The following is a 26,561-nucleotide window of genomic DNA, read 5'->3' on the forward strand; positions in this document are numbered from 1 at the left end:
TGGATAGGGCCCGACAAGGGTCGGACGCGTGATTCAGATGGCAAATTTCCGGGTGGCAGCCAACAAACGGGCCAAAATACCCGGTTCGTCATAAGCGTGACCCGCGTCGGCCACCATATGGAATTCTGCTTGGGGCCAGGCGCGATGCAGTTGCCAGGCTGTATGCGCCGGAGTGCACACATCATAGCGCCCCTGGACGATTACCCCGGGAATGCCGTGCAGGCGGTGGGCATTTGTGAGCAGTTGATCCGGCTCCAGAAAGCCCTGATTCATGAAATAGTGGTTTTCAATACGAGCAAAAGCCAAGGCCGCCTTATCACTGGATTTGGCATCCAGGTGATTCTGGCTGGGCAACAGTGTAATGGTGTTGCTTTCCCACTGTGACCAGGCATGCGCGGCCCGCAGCTGTACAGCAGGGTCGTCACCTGTCAGACGCTTGTGGTAGGCCGTGATCAAATCATGGCGCTCGTTCTCGGGAATGGGGGCCAGGTACTGTTCCCACATATCGGGGAACAGGCGCGAGGCACCGTCCTGATAAAACCAGTGCAGCTCTTGCGGGCGCGCCATGAAGATGCCCCGCACGATCAGTTCGCTGACGTGCTCGGGGTGAGTCTGGGCATAGGCCAGCGCCAGAGTCGAACCCCAGGACCCGCCAAAGACCAGCATCTTGTCCGCTTTGAGCTTTTCCCTGCGCAAGCGCTCCATATCCTCAACCAGATGCCAGGTGGTGTTGTTCTCCAGGCTGGCATGGGGGTATGAGCGCCCGCAACCGCGCTGATCGAACAACAGCACATTGTATTTTTGCGGGTCGAACAGGCGGCGATGATCGGTAGAGCATCCTGATCCCGGTCCACCATGCAGGAAGATGGCTGGCTTTCCGGCCGGGTTGCCGCAGCATTCCCAGTAGATATGGTGGCCATCATCGGTATGCAAGGTGCCTTGTGCGTAAGGCTCGATCGGCGGGAACAGGGTTGCGCTCATTGTTCTTTCTTGGGCCAGTTCAGTTCAGGGGTAGGGGTGTCATTGCGCGTGAAGATCAGATCCCATACGCCATGACCCAGACGCAGTCCGCGATTCTCAAATTTGGTTAGCGGCCGAAAGTCGGGGCGAGGTGCGTAGCCCTCGTGCGTGTTGGTCAGCATGGGTTCAGCCGACAGCACTTCCAGCATCTGCTCCGCATAATTTTCCCAATCGGTTGCGCAGTGAATATAGCCACCGGGCTTGAGGCGGCTGCTGAGCAACTGAATAAAGGGCGACTGGACCAGTCGGCGCTTGTGGTGGCGTTTTTTGGGCCAGGGATCGGGGAAGTAGATGTGAATGCCAGCCAGCGAAGCAGGCGCGATCATGTCGCGCACCACTTCCACTGCGTCATGCTGAATGATGCGGATATTGCTGATCTGATTGTCATCAATACGCTTGAGCAAAGCGCCGACACCGGCGTTAAACACTTCCACACCCAGGAAATTGTCATCGGGTCGGGCCTGGGCAATTTTCTGGGTGGTTTCACCCATGCCGAAACCAATTTCCAGAATCACGGGCCTGTCGTTGCCGAACACCGTTTCCGGTTTCAGGATGTTGTCGCGGTAGCTGATCGACCACAGCGGCAAGAGGCGCGCCAAGGCTTGCTCCTGGCTGGGCGTGATGTGCGCGCGCCGATGAACAAAGCTACGGATATGGGTCTCGCCGGAATTGCTGTTGGCGACAGTGGGCGACAACAGGGATTGTTTTTCGTTGCTGGAGGTCATGGTTGGGGCGCGGGCATCGGAAATGGCTCGCGTATCAGCTAAAAGCGGGAAAGCTCTATTGTAGTGAGTCTTGCCGCCAAATTCATGTGGTGGTGGGTGAAAAAGATAGGGCGGGTGTGACGCACAGCCACCAGATCGCGCTATAATTTTCGCTTCCCCTTTCGCGGGACCGTCTGCGTTTGACGCAGACCTCTCCAACAGGGCGGGTGTAGTTTAATGGTAAAACTGATGCTTCCCAAGCATCCGTCGTGGGTTCGATTCCCATCACCCGCTCCAGTTCTGCTTTGTTTCCAACTCCCCCGTTTTTCTGCAGCGATTTCCCAAGCCAGTCTTTGCCGCTCTCGGGATTCGGGTGTGTTGGGCTGCAACACGACTGCATTTCTACTTCTTAGGCGGTGGTAGCCGCTGATTCTTTCAGCGAAACTGGATGCACGTCGCTATGTATTGAAAATAGGTACACCTTTTATCGACGTGTCACTGGTGACGACATAAGGCGGCAACCTGTCGACGAAATCGAGATTTGGCATCATGACGCTTGATGCTGTGTGGAATCCGAGCCAGCCTTATATCCAGCTACCTACTTCGCTGCCCAAGCATGCACTGGACAGTCGTGTTGTTCTAAAAGCCCGCATTGAGGTGCGCACAGCATGGGCGGAGCTTCAGCAAGCTGCGCAGCTGATTCCTCATCAAACGATGCTGATCACGTTGCTCATTGGCGACCAGCTCCTTCCCATGGCACTATATTTGGCATGCAAGAAGATCTTTTCGGCGATGCCATTCCTCAGCCACCCGCCTCAAAGCCCGCCGCCCCCTCGCGACGCAAAATCACCAAAGTCAGCCTTGCTGCTTCCGCCCTGGAGCTAAGCGATCTGGCGGCTCAGCTGCCTGAAACCCTGCGTTTCGGTGTCTCCACCTGGTCTTACCCCGGTTGGCAAGGTTTGGTCTGGGATGGCGAGTACGAGCCAAGTACCTTGTCCAAGCACGGCCTGGAGGCCTACCACCAACACCCCTTAATGCGCGCGGTGTGCATTGATCGGACTTTCTGGCGTCCTTTGACGGTCACGCAGTATGGCGCCTACGCCGCGCAGGTCGATAAGGATTTTCGCTTCGTCGTGAAGTGTCCATCCCTGATTACGGACGCGCAAGTGCGCGATGAGCAGGGCAAGGTGCGCAAGTCCAATCCCGACTTTTTGAACCCGCGTCTGGCGGTGGAGCAGTTTGTGCAGCCTGCCGTGGAGGGCTTGGGGGCCAGCCTGGGGGTACTGGTCTTCCAGTTAAGCCCACTGTCCTGGGCTTGGTTGCATCGGCCCGTCGACTTGTTCCATAAATTGGGGCACATGCTGGCGGCGGCACGCGAGGCTTTGCCTCAAGGCTCCTCAGTGGTGCTTGCCGTAGAAGTGCGAGACCCCGAGCTGCTGAGTCAAAATCTGGTCGATACGCTCAAGGCCAATGGAGCAACGTTTTGTCTGGGCCTGCATGGCAAGATGCCGCCCATCGAGGAGCAGTTGCCGATATTGCGCGCCTTATGGCCCGGTCCTTTGGTGTGTCGCTGGAATCTGAATCGGGAGTTTGGGGCCTACGGTTATGCCGATGCTCAGAAAAAACACACCCCTTTTAATGCCATTGTCAGCGAGGACTTGCCTACGCGTACCGTGCTGGCACGCACGATTGGCGGCATCACGGGGGCGGGCCAAGCTGCTTATGTGACGATCAGCAATGATGCAGAAGGCTGCGCACCGCTGTCCATTCAGCGGCTGGCGCAGCTTATTGCGGCGCAGAAAAAGTAAAGGCGAGGCGGGCGGGCCCGTTTGTCTGCGTCAAGAGGGGTCCTTTTGGTGCCTAATCAGGGATAAAACAGCAGCAGTCCGAACACGGCAAAAACCATCAGGTGCATATAGCCGTGAATGGGAGAGGTACGTGGGCCGCCAAAGCTCAGCATGCTCAGCATGACGGTAAGCAGAAACAGCACCATGTCGGTATTGCTGATACCCATAACGACCTGTTTACCGCTTATCAAGCCGATAAGCAGGACCACGGGTACGGTCAGCCCAACGGTAGAGACAAAGGCCCCCAGACAAAGATTGATGGCGCGTTGCATTTCATTGTTCATGGCAGCCTTGATGGCGGTAATGGACTCGGGGGTGAACACGATAATGGCAATCAGCACCCCCCCGACGGCGACGGGCGCGCCGGAGGCGGCAATCCCGTAATCGGTCACGATGGCCAAATCATGCGCCAGCAAGACAATCGGCAAAATCAGGGCGATCAGCACCAGGCTGCGTATCAGCATGGCGCGGGTAGCCTGGGGATCACGCGGTGGGGGCGTTGCGTTCTTGGCGCCTGGCACCGTGTCATGGGGTTGCATATAGTCATGACGACGGCTACCCATTTGCAGAGACAGGAACAGGGCATAGATCAGGCCCGTCAGTATCGAAATGGCGATGGCCTGTGTCGTGCTGAACTCGCCCGCAGTGCGGGTGTAGTTGGGCAGTATCAGCGCCATACTGGTCAGCAAGACGATCATGGACAGGTAGGTGCGGGTACCTTGACGGTTGAACGCCTGATCGCCATTGCGCGCCGCGCCGGCAATCAGGCACAGCCCAGTGATCAGATTCAGAATAATCATCATCACCGCATAGATCGAATCTCTGCCTATGGTGGGAAAGTCGCCCGGCCCCAGCAGCACCGAGGCAATCAGAATGACCTCGATCAGCACAATGGATAAAGTCAGGATCAGGGTGCCGTAAGGTTCGCCCAGTTGATGGGCCAGATGGTCTGCCTCACGAACGACGCCAAAGGAGGCGGCCAGAATGGTGATGAACAGAACCAGAAAGGCGAGGGTTGCCGTAGTGCCGTTCAGGGAGTCGCCCAGCCATTGACTGCCAAAAACCGTGAACAGACCCACAATGGACCAGGAGCCGAACAGGCGTAACCAGGTGACAGGTGCAAGCAGAGGGGAGGAGCCGGTGTGTTTCATGGTTGTTGTTTCCCGCGCGCAACGCTGAAGATGGCCAGGCGACGCGATGCGTCGTGCTCAAAAAACAGGCAGGAATGGGAAGCAGGAACATGCGCCAGGGCATGTGAGGGTGAGGCAGGGGGGACCATCGTGGATGCTCCTTTTGAAGGAGTAGGGCCGTCCCTGTATTGAAAAGGCAGATCCAGGTCGTCCCGGATCTGTTTTGAATTGAGCTATTCAAGCCCACGATTTTATCATCCTGTGCCCATACGGCAAGTCGGGGCCTTCCCAAGTGGTGCTTTCGCGGACGGGAATCTTCTTTTGCGCACCTGCGTGCCGCTTTATTCCCTCCTATTTAAGGTGGGCACCATTCTGATGAAAAAGAGGGAGAACCCAGGGATCGAAGAGCTGGTGTTTTTTCTGTGGGGAGTTTGTTTTTTTCAATGGCCTGTCTGAATTTGCCAGGCGCCACACCTGCATAGGTTTTGAATGCGGTCGAGAAATTGGCCGGGCTGGAAAACCCCAAGTCGGTTGCGATGACATCAATTTTCAAGGCGGTCGTTCGTAGCAGATACTCAGCCCGATACATACGCTGCAGTCGGATATAGTTGCTGACGCTCAAGCCGAAATTGCGCTGAAATATATTCATGATTTTTCGTCTTGAGATCTTGAACATATCGCACAGTTCTTTCTGGCTGGGCGGTGAGCCCAGATTGGCATCGATTGTTTTTTGAATGGCGTAGATCAGCATGCTGGTTTCAGCAGTGGTGCTGGGCCGTTGGGTCAGAGGCTTGCCGGCAGAGAGGTGGGAGAGCGCCTGTTTGGGATTACGTAAAGGAACGTTGATGCGCTCTTTGACTTCGTCAACGGCATAGGGATTGCCAATGTAATCAACGGCTCCTGCCTTCAGGAAATTGACGCATTCTTCACTGCTGCTTTCGCTGCGTGAATCCAGAATGATGATGGGAATGTGAGCGGTTGCTTTTAGCCCTTGCAGCATGTGTGTCAGCGATAAGGCATCAATCCCGCCTACTTGTTTATCCATCAGGATAAGTTCGGGTAGCGTTAGCTGGGCCTTGGTGTAGCCTTGCACTCCATCAGCGGCAACAGAAACCCGAAACGCTCCAGCCAGCAGAGATTGCAGAAGGTGTTCGTGCTGTCGAGTGTTATTGGAGATCAGCAAAATCCTGGTTTTTTGATCCGGCTGACACTTTATAGTGGCGTATTTGTTCAATATAAAGCCCCGCGCCCTTCTTCTGTCGAAGACGGCTACCTTTACTGGCATTGCTCAAGTAGCCAATTCCTTCAGAATACAGACTCTATGAATAGATAAAATCTATCGATATGATTCGTACGGCAGACATAACATTTTGTATCAACGGAAAAAGTAAATTTTCAAAATTGCTCATTGCATTTTATTTTTGGCAGGCGGCGTGCTGAAAGCCGGAATCCCGGGCTTTAGGCCGAACCCAGAAGTCGATTCTCAGCAATGCTACGTTGACGTATGGGTGAATTTTCCTGGCAGGAACAAGCGTGATTCTACGGCTTTTAAGACCTAACGAATGAGGGGGCTTTGGCAGGTCTGCCGTTGCTTTTCAGGTCTGCGCGTGTAGCCGTTCGCAGGTGTTTCACCCGAGCCTCCCCGTTTTTTTGTGAGGACTCATCCGCGGCGCTCAGTCAGTCAGTGAACGAGCATCGACGTGAACCCTGGGGGGCTGAGTGTTGAGCTTTCTCAAGCGCCGGGCTTCGGTGTTGGGATGGTTTTTAGACCGTTTTGGGGTCCCCGCTCTTGAATGACATTGAGTAGGATGGAGACGGGGCCCAGCCAGTCTCTGACGCGACTATCGCTAAGGGCAGAACAAGCTTGGTAGCCTCGTTCTGCCCTTGCTGTAAAACCCGTTGAACACTAGTCGGAACGTCGACTTAAGCCGGGGCAGGATGCATGTGGATGGCCTCGTCCAGCATGTCCAGCCTGTCTTGCCCCCAAAATAGCTCGCCCTGATACACATAGGAGGGTGAGCCGAATACACCGGCTGCAATCGCTTCGTCGGTATAAGCCTGATAGCGTTGTTGCATGTGCGGCGCCTGTTCAAACCAGTAGTCAGCGTCCAGGTGCTGTGACTGCATGATTCGAGCCAGTTCTGCTGGATCGGCAATATTGCGCTCTTCACACCATTGCGCCCGCAGTATGGCCTTGTACAGATCTAGGACGGGCAAGCCGGCCTGATTGATGGCGATGACCACGGTCGAGGCCAGCGTGGCATCCGGGCACATGAAGCGGGGCGTGGGGTTGATGGGGATGCCCAGCTTGCGGCACCAGCGCTGCAGTTCAGTGATCCGATAGGCCTGGCGTTCGGGGGAGCGTTGTCCGAGCAGCACACCTCCTGTACGGGCATACACCTGCGGCAAATCGACGGGCTTGTAATGGATGGGGACACCCTGTTTGCGGACGATCGCCTCCAGACGGTCGGCTCCCAGGTAAGCCCAATCCGAGTTCATCCAGAAGTAGTAGTGAATGCCGGCCGTGCTCATGTGCGCACCTTGGGACGGGACAGATTGGGCAGGGAGAAGTGGGCCGGTCCGTGCATGAACCAACTGCTGGCAAAAGCGATCAAGCCCAGCGCACTCAGATACCAGACGATGTAGTCAGGTTGTCCGTCTCCATAGGCCAGTAAGGAAGTCGCCACCAAAGGGGCCAGACCGCCACCGATGGCGCCAGAGACCTGGACAGCGATTGAGATCCCGCTGTAGCGTACCTCGGGGGGGAACTGCGTGGAAAACAGACCGCCCTGCGGGCCATAGAGTGCTGCATAGACCAGACCAATGGCAATGACCAGCGCCAAGGTGATGGTGCCGGTGTCCAGGCTGCCCAGCATGGAGAAGAAAGGCGAGGAGAATGCCAGCATGCAAAGCGTACCTGCCATAAAGACCCATTTAAAGCCGAGACGGTCGCCCAGTACGCCAAACAGGGGCATGGTGAACAGCGCGGCAAAGGCGCCCCATACCGTGGCATTGAGCATCACACTACGCTCTACCCCGAGGGTGGTGGTGGCATAAGCCAGGGCGAAGGTCACCACCGTGTAAAACCAGGTGACTTCAGCCAGGCGGCCGCCGACCACCAGCAGAACTTCACGGGGGTAGTGACGCAGCACTTCCAGGGCGGGAATAGCGACCTGCTTGCCCTTTTTGCTCATCTGCTCAAAGTCTGGAGATTCGGCCACTTTGGCTCGAATCCACCAGCCTACCAACAGCAGCGCGACACTGGCCAGAAAGGGCAGGCGCCAGCCCCAGCTCAACATGTCTTCTTCGGGCAGGCTGGCAACGGCTCCCATCGCCAAAGAGGACAAAATAAGGCCCGGCGCGACCCCGGTCTGGGGCAGACTGCCAAAAAAACCTTTTTTACCATCCGGGGCGTGTTCCACCGCCATCAGGACAGCGCCACCCCATTCACCTCCCACGGCAACCCCTTGCAAAAAACGCATCAGGACCAGCAGGACGGCCGCCCAATAGCCAATACTGTCGTAGGAGGGAATCAGTCCGATCAGGATGGTAGGAATACCCATCAGAAACAGCGTAATTAACAGCATGGATTTTCGGCCCAGCTTGTCCCCGAAATGGCCGAACACAAAACCGCCCAGGGGACGGGCAAAAAAGCCTACGGAATAGGTGGCAAAGGCCGCCAGAGTGCCCGTAATCGGGTCGAAGGCGGGAAAAAAGATCTTGTTGAAGATCAGTGCGGCAGCAGTGCCGTAGAGGAAAAAGTCATACCACTCTATGGTGGTTCCCATCATGCTGGCCAAGCCAGCAGTGACGTACTGGCGCGACGAACGCGCCTGTCCGGTGTGAGGCATCGTCATAGCGACCTCCTGGTGGAAGCGGGGTGTTGAGTGTGGGCGTCAGCGAGTCGTTGTTAAGGGCGCAATGCCTTGGGTCTGACGGGACCAGTAATCGAAGGTCGCGTTCACAATGGAGGGCTTGAGCAGGTAGTCGTGGGCCTCGGCCGCCAGAGTGTCATCGACGGGAGTCAGCGGGCCAAACGCCGCTTGCGCACGCACCTGCAGGCGTGCCGCACGCTCCAGGTAGACCGACAGGTAGGTCGCCTCCTGGCAGCTTTTTCCCGCAGTCAGGTAACCGTGGTGAGCCAGGATGATGGCGCGCTTGTCGCCCAGCGCTTCGGAAATGATAACGCCCTCCTGGTCGGCAATGGGTACACCGGGCCATTCGCCCAGAAACGCACAGTCATTGTGCAACGGCGTCATGTCCATTTGCGAAATCACCAAAGGCTGGCGGGCGGTCGCCAGCACGGTCGCCCAGGGTGAGTGCGTGTGAATGATGGAGTTGACGTCGGGGCGGGCTTCGTACACCCACAGGTGAAAGCGGGTGGCGGGGTTGGCCATGCCCTGGCCGCTCAGGGTGTTCAGGTCGCGATCAACTTCAATGAAGTCATCGGGTGTGGCTTCATCAAAACCCAGACCAAAGCGCAGGGTCCAGTAGGCCCCGGGACGCTCGGACCGGACACTGATCTGGCCGGCCAGACCGGCCTCCTGTTCGGTCATGGCCAGAATGCGACAGGCAAACGCCATGGTTTCGCGGGTGTCGCGCTGGACTTGGGGTAGATGCGTGGCCATCTCTTGGGTGGCACGTTCATCGAAATAGGATTTGTCTCTGAGGGGGGTATCCATGCGATTTGTCTCCTTTAGCATGCTTCGCCGGTCTATGCGCCGACGATGGGGTCATTGTCTTGATTTAAATCAAAAGGAGCTATGTGCCTTGGCTCATAGCTCCTATTCCATTTGGCATGAAGAGGGATCGCATATGCCGGCCCGGCATGAGCCGGGCGCGGCGACTTTTCTCCTTTGCGCTTACGCCTGACGCCATCGGGAGCGCTCGCGTCGTCGCGAGCGGGACCAGGGGTGTTGCACCTTATGCGGCTGTGGCCGGGGATCGGGTGGATGTCGCGTGTCATTATTTTCCACGGGATTGGAGTCCGGTTTGGGCGAGTCCAGAAAGACATCAATGGAACAATCGCAGTCGAGGTACATGGACAGTCCTTTGTCAGCGTGAAGAAAGGGGAGGTAGTAGCGCAGCTCCGTTGCGGGCTTGCGTCTCTCCTGAAAAAAACGTGTCATAGCGCTCTAGCAAGGCTTGCAGAATCAACTCAGGGTAGTTGTCCTGCTCAACCGGCAGGCGCGCCTGCAGGTGCGCCAGATGTTCATTATCCTGTTGCCCGCCCCAGTGCTTGTGGTAGTGGCCTTGTTGATAGCCACGTAGCTGGCGCAATCGGTTCAGGGCATTTTTGCCGACGTAGGCATGGTAGAGCGTATCCAGCGTCAGACCGCACAGGCCTGCCAGCAAGGCAAAGCCCTCAAAATCAAAGTGACGGGTTTGCAGCACTCGCAAGGTAAAGCGTTCCAGGGCATGCATGAGCGTGGTGGAATCACCGGCGGCTGTGTCTTGGGCGTGTTGGAGCTGTTCCAGCGCGGCAGCGGCCTCTTGTTCGCGCAAGGCATCGTTAGCGTGAAGCACATCACACAGTCCGAAATGCAGAATATCGATTAACTCCAGCTGTAGTTGCGGCAGATTTCGTTCGGACTGTTGCCACCACTTCCAGTCCAGGTAAGCAGCCAGCTCCGCGCATTCCACCCAGATTGCGCGGTAGTAGCCCTGTTTGGCTACTCGCCAGTTCGGGTCAATCAATTGATTCAGCTCGGATTGCAATGCGAGCATCTGCTGGAGTCGGCGCACGCCCGCATCGGTGGGTGTGGGCGTTACATGCTGACCCAAACGGTGCTTTTGTCGACCCTGCCCGTCAAAGTTTTCCGGGGCCAGCCACGTCTGGAAATTTGTTTTCAGGGCAGGCCATTCTTTATCGGTGATGGAGAACCAGGCTGTGTCGCGTGAACGGCCCTTATAGACAACGGCCTGACGGAACACCCCCTCGTAACGAAAGCCTAGACGCCGTGCTGCTGCTTGTGAGGGGGCGTTGTGCGTGTCGCATTTCCATTCGTAGCGACGGTAGCCCAACTTCTCAATGGCGTAGGCCATCAACAGATAGTGGGCTTCGGTGGCCAGGCGGGTTTGTTTCAAGGCGGGTGACCAGGCGACAAAACCTACCTCGATACAGCCGTTTTGCGCGTCAATCCGCATGAGGGCCAGGGTGCCTAACGCCTGTCCGGTCGTCTGGTCTACGACGGCGTAATGCACGGCATTGCTGGCCTGGCTGATGGCGTGGAGGTGCTGATCGAACTGTATCCGGTTGCTGAAGGGCCCGACTGACAGATAGGTCCAGTCGCGCCCGTCGCGGGCGCGGCTGTAGGCCTGATACAAGCTGTCGCCATGCTTGTCGGGGTCCACGGCTTCCAGGCGACAGTATGTGCCCTGAAGAACGCAGCGTGCAGGTTGGGGGCGGGCTTGCCAGTGGGCAAGCGCGGGGCCAATAGGCTGATGATAAGCGTTTAGCTGAACCATAGGTCATCTGCAATAGAAAACGCTCCAGAGATGCCTGTGTGGGGCATCTCTGGAGGTGGAAAAGGCATGGACTTGGCCGGGAATCGGCAGGCGTCTTGCTAGGTCACTAATTGATTCTATTGATCAAGTGGCAGGTTGCAGCAATCCGCTTTTGGTCTGGTTTCCAGACCGCTTTGTGTCAAGGGGAGTGACATGCGTCGGGCGCACCCCGAGGCTGACCTGGAAAGAGGGTAGGAGCCAGGGGCAAAACCAGGCTGGATGCGAGGCCCAGAAGGGGTTACGCGGGTGGGCGGACCCCACTGTGAGGTAAAAAAAGCCGGCTTGGCACAGTGGACAAACCAGGCTTTGGGATGGGTATCAGACCGCAGGTTTAGAGTTGGTTCAGGTTCAGACGCAGCACGCTATCCTTGGCCCCTTTCAGGTAATGGGGGCTCTTGTCGCCATGCGGAGCCTTGATGGTCACAAAAGCGGTCTGGCCGTCTGCGCTCAAGGTGACGCTGTTGGGGTGAATGGGGGCGCTGAGGCGATGTTTCACGGTCAGAGTTCGGGCATCCAGAATGTTGATGGCGCCGGTGCCAGCAGGCGAGTCACGATCCACGCCGCGGTTGGTGGCGATCAACTCCTGGCGAGCCGGGTTATAGACGATATCGAGCAGCCCTGGGCCGACGTCAACCGAGTTTTCCACTTTCCCTGAGGTGGTATCAAAGACGTAGATCTTGCCGGTATTGGCATCGGCGCCGAACAACTGCTTGCCATCCGCACTCAGGGCCACATTCACAAAGAAGTGACGCGAGTCCTCACGCTTGTCGCTTTTGGCATCGCCCGTGCTAAAGCGCTGCTCGATCGTGCCGGTGGCGGGGTTGATGACCGCAATCTCTTGCTTGCCGCCCTGACCCACGAACAGACGCTTGGTGTTGGCGTCATACGCGGCACCCGCAGGCCACAGTCCCACATTGTCGATATTGTGCAAAATACGGCCTTGGGTGCCGTCCACAATCCACACACGCCCCCCTTCAGCGGGGTTGGTTACAAAGATGCGGTTGTCTTGTTCATCAATGATGACCTTGCGGGTATGTTCCCAGCCTCCCTTGTCCTCTTTCTGGCCCAGCTGAATCAATTGTTTGACCGTACCGTTCAGGCTATTGAGGGCCAGTAAGGAGCCATCCAAGGTATTGCCCACGTACAGGGTGTGTGTTTTCTGGTTCAGTCCCAAGGCAAATGCCCGTCGTGGCAGTTGGATCAACTGTGTAGGTTGCAAGGTGTCCTGGTCCAGAACATGCACAAAGCCGGCGGTGCGATCCTCAAACAAAGGGGTGGCAGCCACGAACAATTGATTGCTGTCCTTGGCGGCCAGCACTTCGTAAGCCCCTTCGATTGAGTCCTGGCGAAAGCTCACCTGCGCCTGCGGGGCTGTGTTGGCACGAGACGCGTTCAGGCCCGACTGTTGAGATTGCGGTGTGCTTTGGCAGGCGCTCAGCAGCAAGGCCCCCATGACAGAGGCAACAATCATTTTCAAGGAGGCGGGGCGGCACACAATCATGGATTTCCTTTGGACGTGAACAACAACAAACTGACTGCAGAACGGGCGTGAGGCTGCCGTCAGCCCCAATGCGTCAGAGCCACAGTACTTACGGCCATAACCACATTGCGGACCTGTACAGTCGCCTGTTCTGATTCGGTAATAAATTAATAAATGAGAATCGTTACTATAAACAATTCGATTTATAAGCTTTTCTTGTCATTCTGTCCATGCCAATACGCAAGACCCTGCGCGAACGCAGGGTCTTGAGGGTGTTGGGCTAATCCTGGGCGGGGCCTTGACCAAAACGGGCTTGCCAGTCTTCGTAGACTTGGCGTTTTTCAGCCAAGGGCAAATGTTCCACTTTCACACCCTGCTGTCCGAAGTCCTGGCGCATTTTTTGATAGAAGGCTTGGGTGGACCAGCCAAAAGGAGCCCCTTCCTTATCATCGGCGCAGTACACCACGCGCTCTACGCCTGCCGCGATCATGGCAGCCATGCACATGGGGCAGGGGATGCCGCTGGCATACATGGTACTGCCGGTGTGCTGGCTGCTTTTCAAGGTTTGGCTGGCATTGCGCAGGGCCTGGATTTCCGCATGCGCGGTAGGATCATGGGCGATATAGGTTTCATTCACCCCTTCGGCCAGCACCTGGTCGTTACGTACCAACACCGCACCAAAGGGCTGACCGCCACGGTCAACGTTCTCTTTCGCAATCTGGATGGACCGCAGCAGATAGTGTTTATCGTTCATGTTTTTCTCCCTGAGAGAGCAAAGCTTGGAATAAGTCCTGACACGCGGGGCTGTGTCGTGTTCGGTGTGCCGACTCTACCTTAAAGAGGTTAAAGGCGGGCAGTTCAGATTGGGCCTGTCTGCAACGCAAAACAGCCGCTGGCAGGCAGCGGCTGTTCGGGTTCAGGCCATATTAGCGTTTGCCGCCAATGGTCAGGTTGGCATGACGGTTAACGTCTTTGTACAACAGGTAGCGGAAACGGCCAGGGCCGCCGGCATAGCAGGCCTGTGGGCAAAAGGCGCGCAGCCACATAAAGTCGCCGGCTTCCACTTCAACCCAATCCTGGTTCAGGCGGTAAACCGCCTTGCCTTCCAGAACGTACAGGCCATGTTCCATGACGTGCGTTTCTGCAAAGGGAATCACGCCACCGGGTTCAAAGTTCACGATATTCACATGCATATCGTGGCGCATGTCGGACATATCGGCAAATCGGGTGGTGCTCCAACGACCATCGGTGTCAGGCATGACGCGGGGTTCAACGTCTTTTTCGTTGGTCACGAAAGCCTCGGGGGCATCCAGACCTTCGACACGCTGGTAACGCTTGCGGATCCAGTGGAAGTTGGCCAGTTCGTTGCTGCGGTTGTGCAAGGACCAGTTGGTAGACGGAGGAATAAAGGCATAGCCGCCTTCTTCCATGATGTGTTTGGTGCCTTCCAGAACCAGTTCGAGCTGGCCCTTGACGACAAAAATCACGCCTTCGGCCTCGGGGTCATCCTCAGGGTGGTCGCTGCCACCTTGCGGGCCGACTTCCATGATGTATTGCGAGAAGGTCTCGGCAAAGCCGGACAAAGGCCGTGCCAGTACCCACAGACGGGTGTTTTCCCAACCGGGCAGGTAGCTGGTCACGATGTCCTGCAGCACGCCTTTGGGCAGCACGGCATAGGCTTCGGTGAACATGGCGCGATCCGTCAGCAGCTGTGTCTGTGGCGGATGCCCGCCTGGCGGGGCGTAGTAATTGACTTTGGACATGTTGATTCCCAATGAAATTCAGTAAGGAAAAATCTGTCGAACGGCACGGCGCAATCCCTGCGGCGGCCCAAAGGCAGAGGCGGGATGTCGTTGTAATGCGCGGGACCAATACACATTAACGAGAGCTGGTGATATTTACAAATTAAATGTATAAATCTCTTGTATTTGTTTTTTGAATAGCTGGAAGCGTGGGCTCGGATTTGAAACCTGGCGCGCAGTGGGCCAGACAGGCGCCCTCAGGATCTGCATTCGTCTCTCACCATGCTCTGACGCGGCAGCGCGGTCAATTCACAGGCAGACTCCGTTTGCCACACCGCAAGATGCGTCTTAACGGCCGGTGTGGCAGCTTGAAAAAATCGTTCTGCCACGCCCCGGGCGCTCATCGAGAATAGAGAAAAGGGGGTGAACACATGGATCATCAACGATCCAGCAGTCCCAGTCTGAACCGGCCTTTGTATGACCTGGATCTGCTATTGGCCTTGTTGACGGTTGTTGACTGCGGCAGTTTTACAGCGGCAGCCAGTCGTTTGCACTCAACACAGTCCACGATCAGTCAGAAGGTGCGTCGTCTGGAGGAATTGGCAGGACTGCGTTTGCTGGACCGGGCCAGTCGTGGTGTCAGCACGACAGAGGCGGGGCAGACCTTGCTGGCTTACGCGCGTCAGATGCTGGCCTTGAACCATCAGCTCTCTGAAGCCTTGTCGGGTTCTTTGGTAACCATCTCCGTGCGTCTGGGTGTGCCGGAGGACTTCACCAATGGCCAGACCATGCGGGCGTTGGCTGGTTTCAATCGCCGGTTTCCACAAGTGCGCCTGGAGGTCAGCAGTGGTTTGAGCAGTGATTTGCTGGCGGCCTATGATCAGGGTGAGCTGGATCTGGTCTTGGTCAAGCAGCGGCATAATGCCCGCGAGGCGGTGGCTTGTCTGCCCGAGCAGACGGCGTGGGTCGACAGTGCCACTGATCCCGTCTTTCATCTGGACCCTATTCCTTTGGTCACCTTCCCGCGTCGCGGTGTTTACCGCGAAGAGATTATCAGTGCCGTGGAATCCTTGGGGCGGCGCTGGCGCATCAGCTTCACCAGTTCCAGCTTGAGCGGGATTCAGGGGGCTGTGGCCGATGGAATGGGCATCAGCCTGCTGCCGCGGCGTGCGGTACGTCAGGATCATATTGAATTGGGACAGGCTCAGGGACTACCGCGCATTGACGCTTTTGAGCTGGCGATATTGCATCGGCCTCACGCCAACGAGATGGTGACCGCCTTGTCCCGGGTGCTGGTCGAGATGCTGGCCCCCGAGAGCGCCCGCCGCGCGTCATAGCCGGGCGGGCTGCCTGGGCCAGTGATCCAGGTAAGTGCAATCTTACTGTTTGGGGGTGACCGGATCAAAGTGCGTCATTACATCCAGTACCGGCTCTTCAGCCATGACGCGATCTCTTGCCGCCACAGCGATGGCATGGCCTTGGGCAATCGTTAAGGTGCCGTCCATTTCCAGATCGACTTCCACCCAGATCATGTCGCCCAGTTTGCGGGTGCGCAACTGGTGTATCCCTTCCACCCCGGGTGTCTCGCGTAACAGCTTGGCGATGCGCTCCTCGGTTTCCTGATCAACGGCTTTGTCGGTCAGGTCATGAAACGCGCCGATAGAAAATTTCCAGCCCATGCGCACAATCATCAAGCCCACGATACTGGCGGCCAAAGGGTCGCCCAAGGGCAAGCCTGCCAGGTTGGCCAGGACGCCGAGGCTGACAACCAGGGAGGAGGCCGCATCGGAGCGGGCGTGCCAGGCATTGGCAACCAGCAAGGTTGAGCGCAGACGTTTTGCCACGCGCAGCATGTAGCGAAACAGGAGCTCCTTGCTACACAGAGCGGTAAAGGCAACGAGTAGGGCAACGGGATGGACGGCCTCAATGCTGCTGGGGTCCCGCAATGAAGAGATGGCATTCCAGAGCATGCCGGCGCCTACGGCCAGCAACAAACCGCCGATCGCCAAGGTGGCAGCGGTCTCGTAACGCAAATGTCCGTAGGGGTGGTCGGCATCGGGGCCGCGACGGCTATGGTGATTGGCAATCAGCACCACAAAGTCCGAGAACAGGTCGGACAGGGAGTGGATGGCGTCGGCAATCAGGGCCTGGGAATGGGCGAAGATACCCACCACAATTTGCAGCAGGCTCAAGCTGATATTGACCAGAACACTGACCCAGGTTGAACGCTGGGCACCATGGTGCCGATCCAGATCAGAGGGGGTGAGATTTTCCATGCCAGAAGGTCCTTGCAGCCAGAGCGTCAGGCTGTGTATCAATACAGCGCTTTCAAGGTAGAGAGTGTATCGGCTTTCCTGCAGGCAGGGGCGCCCCAAGGGCTTGAACCGCTTGTTTTGAACAGATTCTTTGGTTTATAGATACAAAAAAGCCTCGCTTTGGGACGAGGCTTTTTTGCGTATCAGGAATGCGTCTTAATTGATGCGCATACCGGGCTGAGCGCCGGGGAATGGCTCCAGAATATAAATACCTTGATCGACGGCCTCATCCGCGTGGCTGGCTGCCAGAACCATACCTTCGGATACGCCAAACCGCATCTTGCGAGGAGCCAGGTTAGCCACCAGCACCGTCAGCTTGCCGATCAGATCCTCGGGCTGGTAGGCCGATTTGATGCCGGAGAACACTTGGCGCAAACGACCTTCGCCCGCGTCCAGGCTCAGACGCAGCAGCTTGTCCGAACCATCTACGGCTTCACAGCTGACGATTTTGGCAATGCGCAGGTCCACCTTGATGAAGTCCTTGATGTCGATGGTGTCGGCAATGGCTTCACCACCGGGCAGCACGACAGGGGCGGGTGTGGGAGCCAGCAGCTCATCGACCATGGCGCTGTCGACGCGTTGCATCAGGTGTTTGAAGGGAGCGATGTGATCGGGCAGGGCGGCCACGTCATCCCATACAAAACTGCGGTCCAGGCCGAACAGTTCACGCGCCACGCGATCGGTCAGGGTAGGCAAAATGGCGGTCAGCATGACGGACAAGCCCTTGAAGCCAGCCAGGGTGCGCGAGCAAATGTCTTGCAGCGCATCTTTCTGGGCTTGTTCGGCAGTCGCAATGCCTTTAGCCATGACCCAGGGCTGCGCCGTATCAAAAGCCTGGTTGATGAGGTCGGCCTGAGCCATGATCTGGCGTACGGCACGGCCGTACTCACGGCTTTCCAGATCGGCGCGGACTTTCTCGGCAACGTCCTTGAGCTGGTCTTGCAGCTCGGAGGTGTCACCCTGGTAAGCCAGCTTGCCATCAAAATGCTTGCTGATGAAGTTGGCGGCACGGCTGGCGATGTTGACGTATTTGCCAATCAGGTCGCTATTGACGCGGGCGATGAAGTCGTCAGGGTTGAAGTCCATGTCTTCAACGTGCGAGTTCAGCTTGGCGGCCATGTAATAGCGCATCCACTCGGCATCCATGCCCAGTTCCAGGTAGCGCAGGGGCGAAATGCCCGTGCCACGGCTCTTGGACATTTTTTCGCCGCTAACCGTGATGAAACCGTGCACGTTCAGTGCGTCAGGCACTTTACGGCCGGAGAACTTCAGCATGGCAGGCCAGAACAGGGCGTGGAAGTACACGATGTCCTTGCCGATGAAGTGGACTTGCTCCGTGTTGCCTTCCGGGTCCAGCAAGGCATCAAAGTCCAGACCTGCCTTGGCACAGTAGGCTTTCAGGGAAGCCAGGTAGCCAACAGGCGCGTCCAGCCAGACGTAGAAATATTTGCCGGGTGCATCCGGAATCGGGATGCCGTAATAGGGTTCGTCGCGGGAGATGTCCCAGTCGTTCAGGGAGGCCTCAGCACCTTCACCGGTACCCAGCCATTCGCGGGTCTTGCCTAATACTTCCGATTGCAGGCGTGGCTTGCCCTGGGCGTTCTTGCCCGTGGTCCACTCTTGCAGGAAGGCCACGCAGCGCGGGTCGGACAGGCGAAAGAAGAAGTGTTCCGAGCTCTTTAGCACCGGACGCGCATTGGTCAGGGTGGAGTAAGGCTCGATCAGTTCGGTAGGGGCGTAGACCGCGCTACAGACTTCACAACTGTCGCCGTACTGGTCCTTGGCGTGACACTTGGGGCATTCGCCCTTGATGTAACGATCGGGCAGGAACATGCCTTTGACTGGGTCATAGAACTGTTCGATGGTGCGTGTATCGATGAAACCGGCGCTTTTGAGCGTACGGTAGATATCCTGGGCCAGCTCGACGTTGTCTGGCGAGTCGGTACGGTGCCAGTGGTCAAACTTGATGTGAAAACCGTTCAAATAGCTGGGGCGTTCCGCCGCAATCTTGTCAACCAGTTGCGCTGGGGTGATGCCCGCACTTTCTGCTTTAAGCATGATGGGAGCGCCATGAGCGTCATCCGCACATACAAAATGTACCGTATGTCCCGACATTCGCATGGACCGAACCCAGATGTCGGCCTGGATATATTCCATGATGTGGCCGATGTGAAACGAGCCGTTGGCGTACGGCAGGGCAGTCGTAACAAATATCGTTCGTGACATGACTTAACACAATAAAAGAGAAAGGGAACAAGGATTCTACGGTCTATTGCCCACTTGTGCTGCGCAAGACAGAGAAACGTACACGGGCCAAGCCCGATCAGGCAGTGTGAATCACACAAATGCACACACCCTGAGCCTTTGCGGACTCAGGGTGTTCGAAAGCCTACCTGTTCAGTGTTGCTGTTCGTCCAATACAGGATAAACAGTCAAGAACTGTTAAGGCATCTCGCGCATCTCTATGTCGGTCACATCACGCGAACGGGGTGAGGACGACTGTCTGCTGGCAGTAGCGGGGCGGCGGCGCTGATCCCAATAGGCTTTGACACCGAAAGGACGGCCACTAATACGCGCCACAATGTATAAAATGCCGATCGCAATAGCAGTGGAAACCATGAAGATAAACGCCATGATTGCACCGAAAATTGTCAGCAAGACAAAGAGGGCTGTGCGGATAATCTGGTTAAATGTGTTCATAGGGTTAGTATGACATCATAAGTGTAAAAAAATTCCCCTTGAACCGCTAATTTTCTGGTTTAAAGGTATGGTGATGTTTCTTTATATCAAGGTTTTGGATAAATGACAGTGAGTTCTGAGCGCGTGTTGCAAGCCCTGGCGAGTGTGACCGATCCCAACACGTTAAAGAAGTTATCGGTCGATGCGGGTCGATGCGAACTGAGCATTGACCAGAATCAGGTTGAACTGACCTTGCATCTGCCCTACACGGCTTATGACATACAGGGTCAACTGCGTGAACGCATTGAGCAGGCCTTGGCAGGCGTGGGTGCCACCCTGTCCAAGTTGCACCTGAATCCGCGCATTGGCGTGCATGCCGTGCAGGAGGGCCTGCGCCCCATGCCCAATATCCGCAACATTATTGCGGTGTCATCGGGCAAGGGCGGCGTGGGTAAAAGCACCACCTCGGTGAACTTGGCCTTGGCCCTGCATATGCAAGGTGCCCGGGTCGGACTGCTCGATGCGGATATTTATGGCCCCAGCGTGCCCACGATGCTCGGTTTGCACGAGCGTCCCCGTAGCGCAGACGGCAAGATGATGGAGCCGCTGATCGGCCATGGTCTGCAGGCGAACTCCATCGGCTTTCTGCTGGACGAAGACGCTCCTGCAATCTGGCGGGGCCCGATGGCCACTCAAGCCTTGACCCAATTGCTGACACAGACGCGCTGGGACAACCTGGATTACCTGATTATCGACATGCCTCCCGGGACCGGTGACATTGCCCTGACCCTGTCTCAGAAAGTACCGTTGACTGGTGCGGTCATTGTCACCACGCCTCAGGATCTGGCGCTGGTGGATGCCAAACGAGGCTTGAAGATGTTCCAGAAGGTCAATGTGCCTGTGCTGGGCATTGTGGAGAACATGTCGGTTCATATCTGCTCGAACTGTGGTCACGCTGACCCGGTATTCGGTCAGCATGGTGGCCGCGATATGGCCAGCCAGTACAACGTGCCCTGGCTGGGTGCCTTGCCCTTGGCAATGAGTATTCGTGCGCAGACCGACTCCGGAACACCTACCGTCATTGCCAATGCGGACAGCCCCGAGGCCCGCCTGTATCACGAGATTGCCAATCGCGTGTCGGCCAACGTGTCTCAGTTGCCACCTGATACGTCGGGGCAGCGCCCCAAGGTTGTTCCCCGTCCTCTTTGAGCACGTATGCGCAAATCCGGCTTTTGCCTGCTGTTCTCATTGGTCCTGAGCCCTGGTGCCTGGGCGCAATCGTCTGTCCCTGAGGTCATTATTGATCCAGGGGGCGTGCCGCCCCAGGCCCTCAAGGAAATCCAGCGTGCAGTCGGTGCGATCACACGGCTGGCTGAGGACCAGGATCTTGGGGAAGTCACGCGCTTGCGTCGCCGGGCGCATGACGCGACTGTTTCTGCCTTGCAGACGCAGGGCTACTTTGATTCCGTGGTCACCCTGGAAGTGGGGGAGGACGCGGGCGGAGAATACTGGGACATCATTATCCGTCCCGGGGAGCTCACGCGGGTGCGTGATGTCAATCTGGATTTCAAAGGCAAGATTCAGGAGCCGGAGTATGAGGTGCGCCTTGAAGGCATCAAGGCCAGCTTCCCCCTGAAAAAAAACGATCCGTTTCTCAATTCGGTCTGGTCGTCGGCCAAGGCTGATTTGCTTGAAAGCGTGCAGCGCCAGGATTTTTATTACGCGCGTTATGTGGACACGCGGGCCACTGTCTACGCCGATGAAAGCGTGGCCGATCTGTCCTTGAAGGTGGACAGTGGGCCGCGGGTTCGCATGGGGCCGCTGGAGATGACGGGGCTAAAACGGGTACCGCAGTCCCTGGTGGATCGGTATGTGCGTTACACCCCCGGCGACCCCTACGATCAGGACAAGCTCGATGAGTGGCAGCAGTCCCTGGCTTCCACCACGTTTTTTCGGGGGGCTTTTGTTACTTTGAATCAGGATGCCAGCAAGAAAAAAGAGCTGCCTGATGGGGACGTGGAATTGCCCGTTCAGGTGCGGGTCACGGAGGCGCCTTCCAAGCAGTTTACGGGCTCCTTGGGGGTGGACAGTGACCACGGTTTGCGAGTTGAAGGCCTGTATCGGAAAAATATTGTGTTTGGCCTGCCTGTTTGGACAGAGGCGGGCATTGGCGTGGATAAAAAGCGTCAGCGTGCTTTTTATGACGTCCATCTGCCGCCGACGCTGCGCGGCTATAAAAACAGTTTTGGGCTTTTGTACGACCGCTCTGACATTGAGGGTCTGGATACGCAGCGCGCCGCCGTGGGCTGGAAACTGCGGCAGGAGCGCAAGGCAGCAGGTAATAGTCGGGTCGAGTACGAGACCGAGTGGGGCTTGCTGGGGGCCTGGGATAAAACCCAGATCATCGGTTTGCCGACCCGTGAAACACCGTCTGCGATTGCAACCTGGCAGTGGCTGCGTCGTGACGTGGACAAGAAATACGATCCACGAGACGGTAATCTGATCGACTTTGGCCTGGGAGCCGGTATCACGCTGGATCGAGGCGAGCGCTTCTACCGCAGCAACTTGCGCTTGCAGCAATGGTGGCCCATCGGAGATCGGGATGTCTTGTCCATACGGGGCGAAGTCGGCAAAGTGTGGGGCATGACGGATCGGACGCCGCCGGATTTCGGTTATCGCACCGGGGGCGCACGCAGTATCCGGGGCTACAAATATCAAAGTATTGGTCTGCAACGCGGCGAGGCTGTGATTGGTGCGCCTGCCATGGCAGTTGCCAGTGTGGAATATACGCACTTTTTCACCAGCATGTATGGCATGCGGGCGTTTGTGGACGTGGGCGATGCCGCTCCCAGCTTTGGTGATATGAATTTAGCCTGGGGTTACGGTCTGGGGGCTGTGGTTCGTACTCCAGCCGGGCCCTTCAATCTTGATCTGGCCTATGGTCAGCGAGACAGGCGTGTCCGTTTGAGCTTTTCTTTGGGAATCGCATTTTAATGGCCTGGGTTCGGCGCTGGTTCCGGTATTTCGCCTTATGGGGCATCCCTTTCATTGTGGTTGCCCTGCTGTTGGTGTGCGGCTTTTTGTACTGGGTATTGGCCAGTCAGGTGGGGACACGCTGGGCGCTGCGCACGGCTTTGCCTTATGTACAAGGCAGCGCGCAAGGTGTGCGCGGAACCATCTGGGATGGGCTGAGCATCGATCATCTGGTGTTGGGCTTGCCCGATACTCATATCGATATCGAGCGTTTGCGCCTGGAGGCTAACTGGGACGAATTGTGGGACCGCCGCTTGCATGTGGTGGAGTTAAGTGCCCATAAAGTAGATGTGGCCTTGAGCACGTCGGATGCGCCCAAGTCTGATGAACCGTTCAAAATGCCGCAGCTGCCGGTCAGTATTGCGGTAGACAAGCTGGCACTTGGCCAGTTTTTGTTGTCCCAGGATGGCACCCCCTTGCCCGTGGCCCTAGCGGACTTGTCCTCGGCGCTGGCGCTGGAGTCGGACCGTGCGCAGCTACGCCTATACGATTTGATGGTGGCCAACGAGTCCATTCGTGCCGGCTTTCAAGGCGAGGTGGAGCTGGCGGGCTTGGAGGCGCCCTACCCGGCACGAGCTGATATACAAATTATTGCGCGTGGTTTAACTGCAGAGTCGCCCATTTGTGCCAAGCAGTATCTGCCCGCTTATGCGCAGCCTCACAAAACCAGCGCACCCGCGACAAAATCAGCCCCCGCTGATTCGTCCCGCAACGTGACTGGCTCTGCCAGCGCAGCGCCCGCTACCGCGCAAACCTCAGTCAAGGCGACGGAAACGTCCGCCAGCCCGTCTGTTGACTCAAAGGGAGCGTCAGCGGCTCAGGGTGCAGCCGCTCCCGAGCAGCACCATGATGCTCAGGGCGCTGCGGGGCTGATCCGTTCTGCACCGTCAAACGGTACAGGCGTGGTGCTTGACGAGCGTATCAAGGAGCCGGTTGCTGTTCCTGAGCCCGAGCCCTTGCCTGATTGTGTGGTGAATGCTCAGATCAAGCTGGATGGCTCTTTGGAGCAAGCGACCTTGTCCCTCACGGGGCAGGGTCAGGGCTACAGCCTGGATGTTCAGGCAGATTTGAGCCCCTTGGCTTCCGTGCCGGTCAGGCAGGCCCAGCTGGCGGTGAAGTTACCGGATGAATCCACGCTGGACGCGGACTTTACCTGGGACGCCACGCAGGACAGCGGGCACGTTCAGGACCATTTCAAAGGCCAGTTCCGCAGCGACAAGCTGGATTTACACGCCTTGTTGGGCGATGTTCTGCCCGATGCATTGATCAATACGCAAGGCCAGTTCGATGTGGTGCTGGCCGATAAAGAACAATTGCTCCGGGCAGATGTAGACATCCAGCTTTTGCAGGGTAGCCGTTGGAACAGGCAACCCGCTCTGGGACAGATCAAGGCCAAGGCGTCCGCGCCGGCTCAACCAGGTCAGCCCGACTGGTGGCGTTTGCTGAATGTCTCCGAGGTGCTTACGGATATGAAAGTGGGAGACAACCAGGTCCAGCTTAAAGGGGGGTTCGGCATGTCGGGTAAAGCCGAACTGGATTTGCTGGCCCGTATCCCACGCGCCGAGCAATTATGGCCTGGACTGGAGTTGGGCAAGGCGTCGGTACAAGGCCAATTGCGCGGGGACATCGCCCGTCATGTTTTGCAGTTAACTGCCCAGTACGATCTGGGCGGCAAGGCGAAAGGGCAGTTGGGTCAAGGTCTGGCCGAGGCGGATCTGGCCTTGGAAGGCGGCTGGCACTTTGCGGAACAGGGCCAGGCGGCATACTGGGACGGAAAAGTCAGTCGGCTGGTAGCCGATCATGCCGGTGTGGCACTGCGTTTGCAGTCCGCTCTTCCTGTACGCTTTACCGATGCGTTGCGGGCGCCCAAGACTCCCGCTCTGGAAACACAGGTTCGTTCTGGGGATCAAGACAGGACAGGCACCACCGCTCAGCAGGCGGCTGGGTTGGCGAAGAATGAGACGGCGTTGTCAACGTCGGATGAGGCGGCAGCACAGGCTGTCGCACAGCGAGAAGCCGGGTCACCAGCGCAAGCCAAACCCGGCCAGACGGATAAGGCGGGCACCCGCTCAGACAACGCCGGCAGGACATCGCAGGCTTCCGAGCCATTGGCTCCCTGGTCGGTTCGGGTTGGAGCTGCTACGGTGAGTACGTCTGTTGACGGAGAGTCGTGGATCAATCTACGGCACCAGGAATCCAGCTACCAGCCCGGCCAATGGGCCAGCCGCGGCGAGGTCCGGGACTTGGTGTTGTCCGAGCCCCGTATTGCCCGTTTGCTGCGCAAGGTGGGCATAGAGGAAAACACAGACAAAGACCAAGGGGGTGTCAGGATTGTCAAGCACAAGAAAACCCAGCCCCCGGAGATTGATCTTCAGGCGCGTTGGGATCTGAAGTTTGCCGGCGCTTTGTCGGGGCAGTTGCGTGTAGACCGTGTGGCCGGTGATGTGCAGGTCTTTGCTGATCCGCCCACCTCCCTGGGTCTGCAAGACCTGAGCGTTGTCGTCAACGCTAAGCCCGTCTCGGCCACCAGCAGTCGCCTGGATGCTCAACTGGACCTGCGTACCAAGGAAATGGGCTATTTGACCGCCAAGGCGCAGACGCAGATTCATGGGCTGGTCTTGAATGAAAACGATCGTAAAACCGTCAGCATTCAGGCCAATATTGATGATTTGAGCTGGACACGCCTGTTCCTGGGCGATGCCATGGAGTTGGGCGGGCGTTTGAATGCGGACGTCAATATTGATGTGGGCGCCAAATGGGCCTGGACCAGCCGGGGCACAGTAACGGGGCGCGAGCTGCGCTTTACCCGACTCGATGACGGTATTCGCCTGATTGACGGTGAGCTGGATGCCCGTTTTGATGGCGATGTCTTCAGGCTGGAGTCCTTGACCTTTCCCGCTCGTTTACGCGTGGAGCCCCAGGAGTGGCGTACGGCGACCTGGTTGAAAGAAAGCCCGGATGCCAAGGATGGCAAGCTGACTGTTGCGGGCCAGTGGAACCTGAGCACCCAGCAGGGAGCGTTTGATGTTGATATTTTCCGCTTCCCCATTTTGCAGCGTTCCGATCGTTACGCCATGATTTCCGGCAATATCAATCTGGACATGGAACTGCCCCGCATTGCCATTACTGGCAAGGTGGTGGCGGATGCTGGCTGGTTCAATCTGGACATGTTGGGCGGCATTCCCACCGTAGACAGCGATGTGGTGATTGTGCGGGCCGGTGATGAGCCTGCCGCTGAGCCATCTGCCGCCACGACGGACATGAGCCTGCAAATTGATGTCGATCTGGGACCCCGTTTTTACCTGACTGGTTATGGCGTGAACTCGGGTCTGGTGGGCAGTCTGAGAATCACCATGATGGACGGCAAACTGACGGGTATCGGGGCCTTGCGCACTCGGGGTGGGCGGATCGAACTGTATGGGCAAAAACTGTTGCTCAGACGCGGTACGGTGACGTTTCAGGGCGATATCACCTCTCCGATCCTGGACATTGAAGCCTTGCGTACCGGCCAGGCTGTAGAGGCAGGTGTTAAGGTAGTGGGGACGGCCCGCAAACCTCGAATCGACTTGGTGTCCTATCCAGAAGTCAGCGAGGTTGAAAAACTGTCCTGGTTGCTGCTGGGCCATGGCCCGGATGACTCCGGTGGTGATATGGCGTTGCTGCTCAGTGTAGGCACTTCCTTTCTGGGAGATGGCGAGCCTTTCTACCGCAAGTTCGGTATTGATGAGGTGTCCATGCGCTCGGGCGATCTGGGCAGTGCGGGCAGCATCTTGCCGGTGGAAAGTGTGGTCAAATCCCTGAACAGCGGCACCAGCAACGAAGAGCGCAAGTTCATTGCCATTACCAAGGCATTGACGGCTGATTTTTCGGTCAGCCTGGAGCAGGCCATGGCCGATACCGGCACCGTGGGTCGGGCCAGTTACCGCCTGGCACGGGGCCTGACCGCTGAAGTCAGTATCGGCACCGTCAATGGTCTGGCCCTGATTTACCGCTGGTTCTCGAAGGATTGAGGCGGACTTGTCTGGCGCAAAGCGGACAGGCAATTGTGGTGCAAAGACAAATTTGCATCGCAGTTGCCTTGTGCAAGTCTCTAAACGATAAAAT

The 26,561-nt window shown here is 57.2% G+C and carries 20 protein-coding genes and 1 tRNA gene; 6 read left to right on the forward strand and 15 right to left on the reverse strand.

Translation table 11 applies throughout. The features are described 5' to 3' along the window. Positions 1-33: 33 nt before the first annotated feature. Positions 34-981 carry a prolyl aminopeptidase gene (gene pip / locus VF694_RS04885; protein WP_440163849.1) on the reverse strand — a complete coding sequence of 316 codons (948 nt, stop codon included), beginning with the start codon at positions 979-981 and terminating at the stop codon, positions 34-36. Beyond that, positions 978-1,745, reverse strand: a complete 768-nt coding sequence (gene trmB, locus VF694_RS04890; RefSeq protein ID WP_003803950.1) for a tRNA (guanosine(46)-N7)-methyltransferase TrmB — start codon at positions 1,743-1,745, stop codon at positions 978-980. The genes pip and trmB overlap by 4 nt, the downstream gene beginning before the upstream one ends. A 202-nt stretch (positions 1,746-1,947) precedes the next feature. Between trmB and VF694_RS04895 the strand changes: the two genes are divergently transcribed. Both VF694_RS04895 and VF694_RS04900 read left to right on the forward strand, forming a co-directional pair. Further along, positions 1,948-2,021: transfer RNA gene (locus VF694_RS04895), tRNA-Gly, on the forward strand. A 473-nt stretch (positions 2,022-2,494) separates the two neighbouring features. Further along, complete coding sequence (locus tag VF694_RS04900; RefSeq protein WP_440163851.1) at positions 2,495-3,532, forward strand: DUF72 domain-containing protein; 1,038 nt, start codon at positions 2,495-2,497, stop codon at positions 3,530-3,532. Positions 3,533-3,588: 56 nt separating this feature from the next. Here VF694_RS04900 and VF694_RS04905 read toward each other — a convergent pair whose 3' ends face one another. From VF694_RS04905 to VF694_RS04950, 10 genes are all read right to left on the reverse strand, one after another. Further along, positions 3,589-4,722, reverse strand: coding sequence for a calcium:proton antiporter (locus VF694_RS04905; protein ID WP_440163852.1), 1,134 nt, complete (start codon positions 4,720-4,722; stop codon positions 3,589-3,591). Between the two features lie 334 nt (positions 4,723-5,056). After that, positions 5,057-5,986, reverse strand: coding sequence for a response regulator transcription factor (locus VF694_RS04910; RefSeq protein ID WP_230406241.1), 930 nt, complete (start codon positions 5,984-5,986; stop codon positions 5,057-5,059). 638 nt (positions 5,987-6,624) lie between these two features. Next, positions 6,625-7,233, reverse strand: coding sequence for a 2-hydroxychromene-2-carboxylate isomerase (locus tag VF694_RS04915; RefSeq protein ID WP_440163854.1), 609 nt, complete (start codon positions 7,231-7,233; stop codon positions 6,625-6,627). Then, positions 7,230-8,558, reverse strand: a complete 1,329-nt coding sequence (locus VF694_RS04920; RefSeq protein WP_240208947.1) for an MFS transporter — start codon at positions 8,556-8,558, stop codon at positions 7,230-7,232. Before VF694_RS04920 ends, VF694_RS04915 begins: the two co-directional genes overlap by 4 nt. A 39-nt stretch (positions 8,559-8,597) precedes the next feature. Further along, complete coding sequence (locus VF694_RS04925; protein ID WP_003803942.1) at positions 8,598-9,383, reverse strand: aldolase; 786 nt, start codon at positions 9,381-9,383, stop codon at positions 8,598-8,600. 180 nt (positions 9,384-9,563) lie between these two features. Continuing rightward, positions 9,564-9,743 (reverse strand): hypothetical protein, encoded by a 180-nt coding sequence (locus VF694_RS04930; RefSeq protein WP_131071271.1) that lies wholly within the window; start codon positions 9,741-9,743, stop codon positions 9,564-9,566. A 13-nt stretch (positions 9,744-9,756) separates the two neighbouring features. Further along, positions 9,757-11,169, reverse strand: a complete 1,413-nt coding sequence (locus VF694_RS04935; protein ID WP_426345515.1) for a GNAT family N-acetyltransferase — start codon at positions 11,167-11,169, stop codon at positions 9,757-9,759. A gap of 370 nt (positions 11,170-11,539) precedes the next feature. Continuing rightward, positions 11,540-12,709: a YncE family protein gene (locus VF694_RS04940; RefSeq protein ID WP_440163856.1), complete on the reverse strand. Its 1,170-nt coding sequence runs from the start codon at positions 12,707-12,709 to the stop codon at positions 11,540-11,542. 259 nt (positions 12,710-12,968) lie between these two features. Then, the gene (locus VF694_RS04945; RefSeq protein WP_059318622.1) at positions 12,969-13,442 is read right to left on the reverse strand and encodes a nucleoside deaminase; all 474 of its coding nucleotides are present in this window, start codon (positions 13,440-13,442) and stop codon (positions 12,969-12,971) included. 172 nt (positions 13,443-13,614) lie between these two features. Then, a complete protein-coding gene (locus tag VF694_RS04950; RefSeq protein ID WP_131071273.1) occupies positions 13,615-14,451 on the reverse strand; it encodes a bifunctional allantoicase/(S)-ureidoglycine aminohydrolase in 837 nt (278 codons plus the stop codon). A gap of 410 nt (positions 14,452-14,861) precedes the next feature. Between VF694_RS04950 and VF694_RS04955 the strand changes: the two genes are divergently transcribed. Then, complete coding sequence (locus VF694_RS04955; protein ID WP_336579845.1) at positions 14,862-15,767, forward strand: LysR family transcriptional regulator; 906 nt, start codon at positions 14,862-14,864, stop codon at positions 15,765-15,767. 42 nt (positions 15,768-15,809) lie between these two features. Here VF694_RS04955 and VF694_RS04960 read toward each other — a convergent pair whose 3' ends face one another. From VF694_RS04960 to VF694_RS04970, 3 genes are all read right to left on the reverse strand, one after another. Next, a complete protein-coding gene (locus VF694_RS04960; RefSeq protein ID WP_003803929.1) occupies positions 15,810-16,706 on the reverse strand; it encodes a cation diffusion facilitator family transporter in 897 nt (298 codons plus the stop codon). A gap of 195 nt (positions 16,707-16,901) precedes the next feature. Then, complete coding sequence (metG, locus tag VF694_RS04965; protein ID WP_440163859.1) at positions 16,902-18,971, reverse strand: methionine--tRNA ligase; 2,070 nt, start codon at positions 18,969-18,971, stop codon at positions 16,902-16,904. Positions 18,972-19,187: 216 nt separating this feature from the next. Continuing rightward, positions 19,188-19,445, reverse strand: a complete 258-nt coding sequence (locus VF694_RS04970; protein ID WP_440163860.1) for a hypothetical protein — start codon at positions 19,443-19,445, stop codon at positions 19,188-19,190. 102 nt (positions 19,446-19,547) lie between these two features. On the opposite strand from VF694_RS04970, the gene apbC reads away from it, so the two are divergent. From apbC to VF694_RS04985, 3 genes are read left to right on the forward strand one after another with little or no spacing between them, the layout of a single operon-like run. Beyond that, positions 19,548-20,633: an iron-sulfur cluster carrier protein ApbC gene (gene apbC, locus VF694_RS04975; protein WP_003803924.1), complete on the forward strand. Its 1,086-nt coding sequence runs from the start codon at positions 19,548-19,550 to the stop codon at positions 20,631-20,633. A gap of 6 nt (positions 20,634-20,639) precedes the next feature. Then, entirely contained in the window at positions 20,640-22,418 is a 1,779-nt protein-coding gene (locus VF694_RS04980) for an autotransporter assembly complex protein TamA (protein ID WP_415302143.1), read from the forward strand. Beyond that, positions 22,418-26,467: a translocation/assembly module TamB domain-containing protein gene (locus VF694_RS04985; RefSeq protein ID WP_440163862.1), complete on the forward strand. Its 4,050-nt coding sequence runs from the start codon at positions 22,418-22,420 to the stop codon at positions 26,465-26,467. The genes VF694_RS04980 and VF694_RS04985 overlap by 1 nt, the downstream gene beginning before the upstream one ends. The last annotated feature ends 94 nt before the right edge of the window (positions 26,468-26,561 follow it).

The organism is Alcaligenes sp. Lyrl_28 (assembly GCF_051948705.1).
Classification (GTDB): Bacteria; Pseudomonadota; Gammaproteobacteria; order Burkholderiales; family Burkholderiaceae_B; genus Alcaligenes; species Alcaligenes ammonioxydans.

Bases quoted from the DNA above. Each gene is read 5' to 3' on its own strand.
- pip (WP_440163849.1), bottom strand. From the start codon at position 981: ATGAGCGCAACCCTGTTCCCGCCGATCGAGCCTTACGCACAAGGCACC.
- trmB (WP_003803950.1), bottom strand. From the start codon at position 1,745: ATGACCTCCAGCAACGAAAAACAATCCCTGTTGTCGCCCACTGTCGCC.
- VF694_RS04900 (WP_440163851.1), top strand. From the start codon at position 2,495: ATGCAAGAAGATCTTTTCGGCGATGCCATTCCTCAGCCACCCGCCTCA.
- VF694_RS04905 (WP_440163852.1), bottom strand. From the start codon at position 4,722: ATGAAACACACCGGCTCCTCCCCTCTGCTTGCACCTGTCACCTGGTTA.
- VF694_RS04910 (WP_230406241.1), bottom strand. From the start codon at position 5,986: ATGCCAGTAAAGGTAGCCGTCTTCGACAGAAGAAGGGCGCGGGGCTTT.
- VF694_RS04915 (WP_440163854.1), bottom strand. From the start codon at position 7,233: ATGAGCACGGCCGGCATTCACTACTACTTCTGGATGAACTCGGATTGG.
- VF694_RS04920 (WP_240208947.1), bottom strand. From the start codon at position 8,558: ATGACGATGCCTCACACCGGACAGGCGCGTTCGTCGCGCCAGTACGTC.
- VF694_RS04925 (WP_003803942.1), bottom strand. From the start codon at position 9,383: ATGGATACCCCCCTCAGAGACAAATCCTATTTCGATGAACGTGCCACC.
- VF694_RS04930 (WP_131071271.1), bottom strand. From the start codon at position 9,743: ATGTACCTCGACTGCGATTGTTCCATTGATGTCTTTCTGGACTCGCCC.
- VF694_RS04935 (WP_426345515.1), bottom strand. From the start codon at position 11,169: ATGGTTCAGCTAAACGCTTATCATCAGCCTATTGGCCCCGCGCTTGCC.
- VF694_RS04940 (WP_440163856.1), bottom strand. From the start codon at position 12,709: ATGATTGTGTGCCGCCCCGCCTCCTTGAAAATGATTGTTGCCTCTGTC.
- VF694_RS04945 (WP_059318622.1), bottom strand. From the start codon at position 13,442: ATGAACGATAAACACTATCTGCTGCGGTCCATCCAGATTGCGAAAGAG.
- VF694_RS04950 (WP_131071273.1), bottom strand. From the start codon at position 14,451: ATGTCCAAAGTCAATTACTACGCCCCGCCAGGCGGGCATCCGCCACAG.
- VF694_RS04955 (WP_336579845.1), top strand. From the start codon at position 14,862: ATGGATCATCAACGATCCAGCAGTCCCAGTCTGAACCGGCCTTTGTAT.
- VF694_RS04960 (WP_003803929.1), bottom strand. From the start codon at position 16,706: ATGGAAAATCTCACCCCCTCTGATCTGGATCGGCACCATGGTGCCCAG.
- metG (WP_440163859.1), bottom strand. From the start codon at position 18,971: ATGTCACGAACGATATTTGTTACGACTGCCCTGCCGTACGCCAACGGC.
- VF694_RS04970 (WP_440163860.1), bottom strand. From the start codon at position 19,445: ATGAACACATTTAACCAGATTATCCGCACAGCCCTCTTTGTCTTGCTG.
- apbC (WP_003803924.1), top strand. From the start codon at position 19,548: ATGACAGTGAGTTCTGAGCGCGTGTTGCAAGCCCTGGCGAGTGTGACC.
- VF694_RS04980 (WP_415302143.1), top strand. From the start codon at position 20,640: ATGCGCAAATCCGGCTTTTGCCTGCTGTTCTCATTGGTCCTGAGCCCT.
- VF694_RS04985 (WP_440163862.1), top strand. From the start codon at position 22,418: ATGGCCTGGGTTCGGCGCTGGTTCCGGTATTTCGCCTTATGGGGCATC.